Here is a 10,979-nt window from a genome sequence, read left to right as displayed (position 1 = left end):
TTTCACGTATTAAATTGTTGTCTTGTAAAGCATTATTACCGTGATCTATACGTTTTATTTTCAAAACATCTAGAGCTTCCCAAACATAATCGGCAGTCCCTTCTTCGCCTGCATGCGCCACAGGAATATATCCTTCTTTTATTGATGCAGCATAAACATTTTTAAATTTTGTAGGTGGATTTCCTGACTCTGATGAATCTAAACCAACAGCAGTAATTTTGTCTTTATAAGGCAGTGATTGTTCTAATGTCTTAAAAGCAGCTTCTTCAGATAAATGACGTAAATAACTCATTATTAGTAAAGAGGTAACTCCTAATTTTTCCTCACCATCTTTGCAAGCTTTGGAAATACCAGTAATTATAGTTTCAAACAAAATGCCTCTTTCGGTGTGAGTTTGTGGATCGAACATTATTTCAGTATGACGTATATTTTGTGCAGCACAACTTTTTAAATAGCTATAGGTTAAATCGTAAAAATCTTGAGTTGTAATTAAAACTGCTGCGCTTTGGTAATAAATATCTAAAAAATCTTGTAAACAATTAAAATTATAAGCTTTTTTAATTTCTTCAATAGATTTATAAGGAATTGTTATATTATTTCTTTTTGCAATTTTGAACATTAATTCGGGTTCAAAAGAGCCTTCAATATGTAAGTGTAATTCAGCTTTTGGTAAGTTTTCAATAAATTTTATCATTTGGCAAAATTACTTAATTCAAATATTTAAATTTCAATTATTTTCAAAAATAAAAACTTAAAATTATAAAGTAAGTGATGGTTTTCATGTAAATTTGCAATTACAATTTAATAAAGTAACTATGGCTAGTATAAAAAACTTAAAAAAAGACATTAATTATGTGTTAGGAGATATTATTGAAGAGTGTTACACTTGGGAAATTTTAAATCCAAAAGCAGATAAAAAAGCAACTGAAGCTATTATTGATGAAGCTATTGAATCTTTTGATAGTTTAATAGATAAAGTGAATGCTAAAAACGTTGAAAATTCAAAAGCACACTTTAAAGCAATAAATAATGAGTTGGAGGAAACGGCTCATAAATTATTAGATAAAATTAACAATTTATAGGTTTTAATTTAACAACAATTTACCTTTTTAATATTTTTAATTGTGGTTTATTTTTCCTAAATTAGTACAATAATTAATACTATTAATACGTTCTTAATTTTACCAACTAAAAATTTTTAATTTATGGCAAGAGCAATGTTTGAGTACACAAAAACGGTACTCGAAAAAGTTAGCTTTAATTTAGAATTATTTAAAAAAGAATTAGAAAAAGCAGTTAAAAGACTGTTGCCTTATGAGGTTAAGGAGTTGTACTTTTGGTTACAAGAGTTTACTCAAAATAAACCAGATCTTAATAAGTGCCTTCTTCTAGTTGAAACTAACAAAAGGAGTCTTTAGACTCCTTTTTTTTGTGATATAGGGCTAATAATTTTAACATCGTTAAAGGCAATTACACCTCTAATTAATCCATCTATTAAGTTTTTCAAAGCTTCAATTAAATGTACTTTTAGGTGCGATTTATGATAAATAATACTCACTTCACGTGCTGGTGCAGGAGCTTTAAATTCTTTCAGAAATTTTTTATCCTCATCATTTAAATCCAATGTTTGCAGGTATGGTAATAATGTCATTCCTAAACCTTCTTTAGACAGTTTTATAAGTGTGTTAAAACTACCGCTGTGCAATTGAAAATTTTGCTTTTTAGTACCAAAAGTACTGCATAAATTTAATACATTTTCTTTAAAACAATGTCCATCTTCAAGTAGTAAAATATCATCAATATTTAAGTTTTCCACATCTAAAGTTTTTGAAGTATTTAATCGATGTTCCGTTGGAACAAAGCCGATAAAGGGCTCATAAAATAACACACGCTCTTTTATATTCTCATTTTCAAGTGGAGTTGCTGCAATTGCAACATCTATATGTCCATCACTTAATTTTTTAACAATTTCTTCTGTAGTTAATTCTTCAATCTTTAAATTAACTTTAGGATATTTTTTTATAAATGATTTTAAAAAGATTGGTAGTAATGTTGGCATTATGGTAGGTATAATTCCCAATTTAAAATCACCTCCAATAAATCCTTTTTGTTGATCTACAATATCGGTTATTCTATTACTTTCATCAACAATAATTTTTGCTTGTTCAACAATTTTTTTACCAATTTCGGTTAATTGAATTGGTTTTTTATTTCTATTAAAAATTTTTGTATCAAGAGCTTCTTCAAGTTTTTGAATTTGCATACTTAATGTTGGCTGCGTTACAAAACAATGTTCCGAGGCTATTGTGAAATTTTGATGTTCTGCTACTGCTAAAACATATTTTAATTGGGTAATTGTCATTGCTATAAATTTTTACGATAAAGATATTAAAACTATCGATAATGATTATAATAAATAGCGTTTTTTTTTGAATACTTTTGAAGTATAAAAATAATATTAAATCTAAATAAAATGAATACAACAAGTATTGGTCTAAACAAGCAAGAAGCTGAAAATTTAACGGTAAGTTTAAACGATTTATTAGCAAATTTTCAAGTATATTACCAAAGTTTAAGAGGATTGCATTGGAATATTAAAGGAAAATCTTTTTTTGAATTGCACGTAAAATTTGAAGAGTTTTATACAGATTCTCAAGAGAAAATTGATTTAATTGCAGAAAGAATTCTGACTTTAGGAGGAACGCCATTGCATACTTTTAGTGATTATGTGGATTTAGCGAAAGTTCCAGTTGGAAAAAATATTACGAACGATGTAGAATCTGTAAAATTAGTAGTTAATTCCTTATCTGAATTGTTAAAAATTGAGCGCGCTATATTAAATGAATCTGATGCAGCAAATGATGAAGGAACAAATTCTATGATGAGTGATTTTATTGCTGAGCAGGAAAAAACTATTTGGATGTTAAATGCTTGGTTAAATTAAGAGTTAATTTAATACCTAACTGATAGCATTAATAAAAGCCGTTTTCAACTCTTGAGAATGGCTTTTTTTAATACATATCCCAAAATTTTCGATGCTTATTAAGCGCTTCTTCCTGACGTTTATATTCTTCAACAGGACCAACTTTTAACATAGATGGGTCTTGTTCTATTTCAAATTCAATTCTTTTTACAATTTCTTCAACGGTTTCATTTTCATAATCGATTTCCATTGGAGGTTTTATTACCATAGATTGTAAAATATTTCGTTTTTTAATTAACAATCCTTTTTTATCAAAAGAACGCCTAAAACCATCTATAACAATTGGTATTACAAGAGGTTTGTAGGTTTTAATAATATGGGCAGTTCCTCTTCTAATAGGTTTAAAAGGTTTGGTAGTTCCTTGCGGAAATGTAATTACCCAACCATCATCTAAAGCTTTTTTAATATTACTTATATCAGACATTTTCACTTGTCTGTTCACATCTTTTCCTGCACTTCTCCAGGTTCTTTCAATTGAAATTGAGCCAACATAAGCAAAAATTTTAGGTAACAAACCAGATTTCATAGTCTCTGAAGCCGCGATATAATAAATATTTAGTTTTGGTTGCCAAATATATCCTATATTTTTAATAGAATCATCTCTTCCTTTTAATGAAGCATTAAATACATGAAACATAGCAGCTACATCTGCAAAATAGGTTTGATGGTTTGAAACAAACAATACATTTGTTTCAGGAAGTTCTCTTATAATTTCAGATCCTTCAATTTGAAGATTGTTAAATCTTCGGTATCTTCCGTGAGAAACAATTCCGAAAAAGCGAATCAGCCATTTTTTTAAAAATAAAATGTGACCGAAAGGATTCCTTTTAAAAATTGGCATTTAGTTGGTTTTGGTTCTTACAAATTTAGTAAAAAAAATATTATATAGTTCTTATTAATTCTTTGATTTCGTTAAGCATCATAGCGGTTGCACCCCAAACATTATAATTATTTAATTTAAAGCAAGGTACGATAATATTTTTAGCATAGGAAGTTGACAATATTGTAGAACTAATTACAGAATCGCTTAATAAATCTGATAGTTTAACTTCAATTAAAGCTTCAACTTCATAATTTTTAGTGAATTTTGGTGTATAATTTATATAACCTAAAAAGGGTGTAACAATAAAATTACTTGGAGGAATATAAACATCGGTCATTTCTTTAAAAATTGAAATATCCTTTTCAATAATTCCAACTTCTTCTCGGGCTTCTCTTAGAGCTGTATTTTTTAAGGAAACATCTTTACAATCTGTTTTTCCACCAGGAAAACTTATTTGTGCAGAATGAATGCCTTTATAACTTGCCCTAAGTGTTAATAAAAAGTTTAATTCTCCTTTATGATTTGGATAAAAAATGACTAAAACTGCTGCTTTTTTAGGATTTTGAGCATTTATTTTTTGTTCAGAAAATTGTTTTCTAATTTCAGGAGCCAATTTAAATTGCGCTTCCAAACCACCAATTTCTGCTTTTGAAAGTAGCTGAATATGCTTTTTAAAAATTGAAAATTCCATATTATTCTTTCGTATAAAATGTTGGTAAAGACAATTTGAATTTTACGGCAACCAATCTAATTGTAATTATTAATAAAGTTGTGGAAACGTAAATTATGGCATCATTTACATTTAGATTATGTAAAACTAAAAAAATTATTGAACCTAATACACAGGCGGTTGCGTAAATTTCTTTTCTAAAAATCACAGGAATTTCGTTACACAAGATATCTCTAATAACACCACCAAATGATGCAGACATGGTGGCTATTGAAATTATAATTATTGGATGAAAATTAGCATTTAAACCAATTTCTGTTCCCATAATTGTATATAAACCTAATCCAATACTATCAAATAAAAAAAGTGATTTGTTTAAATATTTTAATTTTTTTCTAAAAATAATAGCAATGAAAAAAGAAGCAATTATGAAATAAATCACATCTGTATTTTTCATCCAAAAAACAGGTTGCGCTCCAATTAAAACATCTCTTAATGTTCCGCCACCAACAGCAGTTGCAAAGGCTATTATAAATACGCCAAACGGATCCATCTTTTTTCGCATTGCTACGAGCGATCCTGAAATTGCAAAAGCAATAATTCCTATAATATCTAAAAAGTAAAAAAGCGTCATTACATTTGTTGGGTAAAATAATTATAATCTTTAATAATAATATCAATAAAATCAACAGCACTTAACTCAGAATTAATTCCCGTAATTTCAATAATTTTTAGTTTTAATTTTAAAAGCATTTTGTGATTTCTACTTTTTTTAGCTTTTAAATACAACTCTTTTATAGTTTGTATGTCTTTGTCGCTTAAAATAGTAACTTGTGGAAAAGTGGGTTTATATTCTTCAGGAATATCAACTGCTAAGGTACTATTAATTGAAACTAATTTTTTTTCTGAAATAACAGTAGTTCCAGCCGCAATATCACCCAACCTTTGCCCTTTTCCATTCAATAAAATTGTAAGTAAAGCAATAGAACCTGATGCTAGAGTTATATCAATTAATCGTAACATCCACCTAATTAAATAGCTCCCAAAAGTTGGTTTAGAACCATCAATTTTTGTAACTCTAATTTTACAAAAGAATTTTCCGGGGGTCTGACCATTATTTAAAGTTTCAAAAAACAGGCTATAAAAAAATACGGGCAAACTTATTAAAATGTATAAAAAATATAAATTTTCTGAATCTAAATACTCTAATGCATTTAAAATGAAGAAAATTAAAGCATAATAAGCTCCAATAATTAACATATCAATTAAAAATGCACGAATTCTTGTGCTTAAAGACGCAACATTTTGTTGTATAGTAATATTTTGTGCTGTTTCTATATTAAAATTATCCATTTTTAATGTTTATTCTCTTTGGTTGATACAATTGTATTTTTTACATTCGTTAACTCAAAAATTCAATAAAATTAATTGCTATATTGAAGCAGCAAAAGTATAAAAAATGCGTGAAGCATCATTTGTAAAAAGAAATAAAAATAAATGGCTCTTATTTGAAGATGTTCTGGACAATAAAGAACAAATTTCTCCAGATAAATTATCCGATCTATATATTGAAATTACTGATGATTTAAGCTATGCAAAAACATTTTATGCGCAAAGTAACACCGTTGTTTACTTAAATTCAATTGCTTCAAAAGCGCATCAGAAAATTTATAAGACAAAAAAGGAAAATAAAAACAGGCTTTTAAAATTCTTTAAAACAGAATTTCCTCTTGAATTTGTAAACTACCATAAGCAATTGTTAATTACATTTATAACTTTTTTATTTTTTGCCATTGTTGGTGCTTATTCCGCTGCTAATGATGGAGATTTTGTGCGCTTAATTTTGGGAGATAATTATGTAAATATGACCCTGGAAAATATTGCTTCTGGTGACCCAATGGCAGTGTATAAAAAAATGGGCGAAGGAAATATGTTCATTATGATTACATTAAATAATATTAAAGTTGCAATGACAGCTTTTGTATTTGGAATGTTGTTTTCGGTTGGAACGCTGTATGTTATGATGCAAAACGGAATTATGTTAGGTTCTTTTTTATACTTTTTTTACGATAAAGGCCTACTTTGGGAATCGTCTAGAACCATTTGGATTCACGGAACCATAGAGATTTCTGTAATAATAATTGCAGGTTGTGCAGGCTTGGTTTTAGGAAACGGTTTGCTGTTTCCAAAAACATATTCCAGATTAGTGTCTTTTAAACATAGTTTTAAAGCAGGTTTAAAAATTATGGTTAGTACAATTCCGTTTTTTATTGTAGCCGGATTTTTAGAAGGTTTTGTAACACGCCAAACACAAATGCCAGATTGGTTAGCCATTTTTATTATTCTAACTTCCTTTGCAATAGTCGTTTACTATTATATAATTTATCCAATAAGATTAACAAAACAGCAAAATTTAAATGGAAACAAATAGCTTTATAGAGTTTAAAAAGGAGCGCGATTTAGGTGCAATTATTACCGATACTTTTAAATTTATTCGAGAAAATTGGAAAGAATATTTTTTAACGGTATTAAAAATAGTTGGACCAATTTTATTAGTTGGACTCGTTGTTTTAGTGCTGTATATGTTTACAATGTCTGATATTTTTAACGAAATAGACAACGTAGATTCAGACCCAATAGGATTTTTATCAAATATATTTTCTTGGATTTTTGTACTTATGTTTGTGTATGTATTAATGTACACACTATTATCTATGTCTTCTCTGTATTTTATAAAATCGTATATAGAACATAATGGAAAACCACTTTTTTCTGAAGTAAAAGAAAATGTACTTAAAAATATTTGGAAGTTTTTAGGATTGGGTTTCCTAGTTACTCTAACAACACTTTTTGGAATGGTATTTTGTTATTTACCAGGTATTTATTTACTTACTGTTTTATCTTTAGCCACCTCAATTATGGTTTTTGAAGAAAAAAGCATTGGAGATACTTTTTCGCATTCGTTTACACTTATAAAAGGTGAGTGGTGGAATACATTTGGAGTTTTAATTGTAGTTTGGATGCTATTAATGATGTTAAGTCAGGCGTTTTCTATTCCAGCAATTATTTACCAATTTATTAAAATGGGAACAGTAATGGGAGGAGATGATCCAACAGAAATATTCTCAATTTTTAAGGATCCAATCTATTTAGCATTGAATATTGGCTCTTATATATTTCAATTTATTTTATACTCAATTCCTTTAATTTCAACGGTTTTTATTTATTTCGATTTAAATGAACAAAAAAATTTAACAGGTACTTTCGAGAAAATAGAAAGTCTGGGAACAACCAATAATGAAGAATAATTAATGCAAAAATTACTATTGTTTATATTTTTTTTAAGCTTTTCGATGGGTGTTTTCGCCCAAACGGATTCGCTTACTGTAAAAAAAGACAAAAGTAGTATTATTCAAAAAAAGTTTGATGCTAAGGCTTTAGAAAAATACAAATCAGATAAAGATTTTGATTATTCAGAAAGTGAAGTAGCAAAAAATCCAACATTAATTGAACGTGTATTTAATTGGCTAAGCAGACAATTATTACGATTTTTAGAATGGATTTTCGGAGTGAAATACGCAAAAGGTATTCTTGGAAATATTCTTATGGCACTACCTTATATAATTGTAGGTATTTTGTTATTTCTATTAATTAAATTCTTTTTAAAAGTAAATTCTAATTCAATAGTTTCTAATACTTCAAATACACCTGTTGTTAATATTACCGAAGACGAAGCATTAATAAAACACAAAGATCTTTCAAAGCTAATAAAACAAGCAATTGATCAAAAAAATTACCGATTGGCAATCCGGTTTTATTATTTAAATATACTAAAACAGCTAGAAGAAAATGAGTTCATAATTTGGGAACAACAAAAAACGAATGAAGATTATATTCATGAAATCTCTAAAGAAAACATAAAATTATCTTTTAAAGATGTAACCAGATTGTACGATTTTGTTTGGTATGGAAATTTTGAAATTGATGAAACCAAATTTGTAAAAGTTGCCGCAAATTTTGAAGCAACAACTAATTTAATAAATAGTAAATAAGTTGGATAAAAAAACTAAAATATATGCTGTACTATTTGTGCTTTTCATTTTCGGATATATTTATCTGGAGAGTACAAAAAAGCAACCTGTAAATTGGTTTCCAAGTTATGTCGTGAAACATAAAATTCCTTTAGGAACCTATGTTCTAAACAAAGAATTAGCAACTATATTTCCTTCAAATATTATTGAAACTGTTGAAATTCCTCCATATGTTTATTTACAAGATTCCACCAGAACAGGTACTTATTTTTTTGTAGATGAAGCCTTAAATTTTGGCGATGCCGAGTTTTTACGTTTAATGAAATTTGTAGCACGTGGTAATGATGTATTTATTTCTACTCACGGAATGAATATAGACACCTTAAATTTTGAAACCGAACGCTTAGTTAGTAAAAACCTTGATGAAAAAGTGTTTTTTAAGCAACTGAATAAAGCATTTAAAGGAAAAGAATATACGTTTAATCGTCCATTTATAAATCAGGTTTTTACTAAAATTGATACTACAAATACAACTATTTTAGGTATAACGGGTTATGTAAATTCTAATGAAGAACGTACCGAAGAAGGCATTAATTTTGTAAAACATTCGCACGGAAAAGGGAATTTTTATTTGCATACATTTCCCGAAGTATTTACAAATTATACTATTTTAAATGAAACAAATCACCAACATACTGCTAATATTTTATCGTATTTAAGAGATGATATCCCATTTTTATGGGATGCTTATTATAAAACTGGAAAAAGTAAAATCACTTCACCATTGCAGTACTTGTTAGGCTCTAAACATTTAAAATGGGCGTATTATATGGCTTTAATTGGTATTTTAATCTTTGTTATTTTTGAAGGAAAAAGAAAACAGCGCAATATTCCAATTATAACACCATTAAAAAATCAGACGGTAGCTTTTACACGTACTATTGCAAATATGTATTTTGAAAAACAAGAACATAAAAATATTGCCGAACATAAAATAAGTTATTTGTTAGAGTTTATTCGTGTTAAATTACACATTCCAACAACTAAAATAGATGCAGTTTTTTACGAGAATGTAGCTTTACGAAGTGGGAATTCTAAAGAAGATGTTGAAAAATTATTCGAGTTTTGCGATACAATTCATTTAAAAAATCAAATTACGAACGAAGAACTTATTAAGTTAAATTCATTAATAGAAAAATTTAAAAAAACAATTCAATATGGAAAATAACGATTTGAATTTTGAAAATAGAATAGATTTAGAAAAGTTAAAAAATGCCGTGATTCAAATTAAAGCTGAATTGGGTAAAATTATCGTAGGTCAAGAGAATTTTATAGATTTATTGATAGTTGCATTGTTGGCAGATGGTCACGTACTTATTGAAGGTGTGCCAGGTGTTGCAAAAACAATAACCGCTAAATTGTTAGCAAAAACTATTGATACAGGCTTTAGTAGATTACAATTTACACCAGATTTAATGCCAAGTGATGTATTAGGTACTTCGGTTTTAAACATGAAAACTTCTGAATTCGAATTTAGAGAAGGTCCTATTTTTTCCAATTTAGTACTAATTGACGAAATCAATAGAGCTCCAGCAAAAACTCAAGCTGCGTTATTTGAAGTTATGGAAGAGCGTCAGATTTCTATTGACGGAAATACCTATAAAATGAAGCCTCCATTTATGGTTTTGGCAACTCAAAACCCAATTGAACAGGAGGGAACATATGCATTACCAGAAGCGCAGTTAGATCGATTTTTATTTAAAATTGATGTTGGCTATCCTACGTTAGATGAAGAAATTCTAATTATTAAAACCCATCAAGATAGAAAAGGGACATTGCCGCAAACATTAATTAATTCATTGCTTTCTGAAGCTGATTTATTGGAATATAAAAACAAGATTTTTGAAGTATTAGTTGAGGAAAAAATTATGAGATATATTGCTCAAATAATTACAAAAACCCGAAACCATCCACATTTGTATTTGGGCGGATCTCCTAGAGCGAGTATCGCAATTTTAAATGCTTCAAAAGCCTATGCAGCTATAAACGGACGTGATTTTGTAATTCCTGAAGATATTAAAAAAGTGTTGTATCCAGTATTGCGTCATCGGTTAATATTAACTCCAGAACGCGAAATGGAAGGAATGACTACGGATAAAGTAATTGAAATGATTGTGCAATCTGTTGAAGTGCCTAGATAGTTATAAAGTCGAAAGGTTGTAAGGTGGTTGAATGGAGTTTAAACATTTAGTAGATACTAAGAAAAATTAATAATAAAGAGTAAAACTGACATTCCTGCGTAGGCAGGAATCAAGTTTCACAACGTATGGATTCCTGTTTTCACAGGAATGACAAAAGACAAAAATATAGAGATTGCCACAGCAAATGAAATATTTGCTTCGGATGATAAATTTAAAAAACCTAGAAATTGAAAACCATTAGAAATATATACATACACCAACGTTTTTTTGT

Annotated in this window: 14 protein-coding genes; 8 read left to right on the top strand and 6 right to left on the bottom strand. The window is 28.3% G+C overall.

The annotated features are described in order from the left end of the window. On the bottom strand, window positions 1-694 hold a 694-nt coding region (gene add / locus AB1Z17_RS10530), incomplete at its 3' end, for an adenosine deaminase (RefSeq protein WP_368051760.1). Window positions 695-815: 121 nt separating this feature from the next. Between add and AB1Z17_RS10525 the strand changes: the two genes are divergently transcribed. Together AB1Z17_RS10525 and AB1Z17_RS10520 are read left to right on the top strand one after the other, a co-directional pair. Then, window positions 816-1,082 carry a hypothetical protein gene (locus tag AB1Z17_RS10525; protein ID WP_368051759.1) on the top strand — a complete coding sequence of 89 codons (267 nt, stop codon included), beginning with the start codon at window positions 816-818 and terminating at the stop codon, window positions 1,080-1,082. Between the two features lie 123 nt (window positions 1,083-1,205). Beyond that, window positions 1,206-1,418 (top strand): hypothetical protein, encoded by a 213-nt coding sequence (locus AB1Z17_RS10520; protein ID WP_134246984.1) that lies wholly within the window; start codon window positions 1,206-1,208, stop codon window positions 1,416-1,418. Here the strand turns inward: AB1Z17_RS10520 and AB1Z17_RS10515 are convergent. Further along, complete coding sequence (locus AB1Z17_RS10515; RefSeq protein WP_368051758.1) at window positions 1,415-2,362, bottom strand: LysR substrate-binding domain-containing protein; 948 nt, start codon at window positions 2,360-2,362, stop codon at window positions 1,415-1,417. The genes AB1Z17_RS10520 and AB1Z17_RS10515 overlap by 4 nt on opposite strands. A gap of 111 nt (window positions 2,363-2,473) precedes the next feature. Between AB1Z17_RS10515 and AB1Z17_RS10510 the strand changes: the two genes are divergently transcribed. Next, complete coding sequence (locus AB1Z17_RS10510; RefSeq protein ID WP_368051757.1) at window positions 2,474-2,944, top strand: Dps family protein; 471 nt, start codon at window positions 2,474-2,476, stop codon at window positions 2,942-2,944. A 67-nt stretch (window positions 2,945-3,011) separates the two neighbouring features. On the opposite strand, the gene AB1Z17_RS10505 is transcribed toward AB1Z17_RS10510, so the two are convergent. The 4 genes from AB1Z17_RS10505 to AB1Z17_RS10490 are packed head-to-tail and all read right to left on the bottom strand — an operon-like array spanning window position 3,012 to window position 5,829. Further along, complete coding sequence (locus AB1Z17_RS10505) at window positions 3,012-3,824, bottom strand: lysophospholipid acyltransferase family protein (RefSeq protein WP_368051756.1); 813 nt, start codon at window positions 3,822-3,824, stop codon at window positions 3,012-3,014. Window positions 3,825-3,864: 40 nt separating this feature from the next. Further along, window positions 3,865-4,497, bottom strand: a complete 633-nt coding sequence (locus tag AB1Z17_RS10500) for a CoA pyrophosphatase (RefSeq protein ID WP_368051755.1) — start codon at window positions 4,495-4,497, stop codon at window positions 3,865-3,867. Between the two features lies 1 nt (window position 4,498). Continuing rightward, a complete protein-coding gene (locus AB1Z17_RS10495; protein ID WP_368051754.1) occupies window positions 4,499-5,110 on the bottom strand; it encodes a trimeric intracellular cation channel family protein in 612 nt (203 codons plus the stop codon). Continuing rightward, a complete protein-coding gene (locus tag AB1Z17_RS10490; RefSeq protein ID WP_368051753.1) occupies window positions 5,110-5,829 on the bottom strand; it encodes an RDD family protein in 720 nt (239 codons plus the stop codon). Before AB1Z17_RS10490 ends, AB1Z17_RS10495 begins: the two co-directional genes overlap by 1 nt. Before the next feature lie 106 nt (window positions 5,830-5,935). Here AB1Z17_RS10490 and AB1Z17_RS10485 point away from each other — a divergent pair, with 106 nt between their 5' ends. The 5 genes from AB1Z17_RS10485 to AB1Z17_RS10465 all read left to right on the top strand — a co-directional run bounded on the left by AB1Z17_RS10485 (window position 5,936) and on the right by AB1Z17_RS10465 (window position 10,708). Then, entirely contained in the window at window positions 5,936-6,907 is a 972-nt protein-coding gene (locus AB1Z17_RS10485) for a stage II sporulation protein M (protein ID WP_368051752.1), read from the top strand. After that, window positions 6,894-7,784 (top strand): hypothetical protein, encoded by an 891-nt coding sequence (locus AB1Z17_RS10480; protein ID WP_368051751.1) that lies wholly within the window; start codon window positions 6,894-6,896, stop codon window positions 7,782-7,784. Before AB1Z17_RS10485 ends, AB1Z17_RS10480 begins: the two co-directional genes overlap by 14 nt. A gap of 3 nt (window positions 7,785-7,787) precedes the next feature. Beyond that, window positions 7,788-8,528: a DUF4129 domain-containing protein gene (locus tag AB1Z17_RS10475; RefSeq protein WP_368051750.1), complete on the top strand. Its 741-nt coding sequence runs from the start codon at window positions 7,788-7,790 to the stop codon at window positions 8,526-8,528. Between the two features lie 112 nt (window positions 8,529-8,640). Further along, the gene (locus AB1Z17_RS10470) at window positions 8,641-9,735 is read left to right on the top strand and encodes a DUF4350 domain-containing protein (protein ID WP_368051749.1); all 1,095 of its coding nucleotides are present in this window, start codon (window positions 8,641-8,643) and stop codon (window positions 9,733-9,735) included. Continuing rightward, window positions 9,725-10,708: an AAA family ATPase gene (locus tag AB1Z17_RS10465; RefSeq protein WP_368051748.1), complete on the top strand. Its 984-nt coding sequence runs from the start codon at window positions 9,725-9,727 to the stop codon at window positions 10,706-10,708. The genes AB1Z17_RS10470 and AB1Z17_RS10465 overlap by 11 nt, the downstream gene beginning before the upstream one ends. Window positions 10,709-10,979 lie beyond the last annotated feature (271 nt).

Origin of the sequence: Lutibacter sp., assembly GCF_040883305.1 — a bacterium.
Classification (GTDB): Bacteria; Bacteroidota; Bacteroidia; order Flavobacteriales; family Flavobacteriaceae; genus Lutibacter.
Note: the sequence above shows the minus strand (reverse complement) of the source record. Positions and strands in the feature narration are given on the sequence as shown.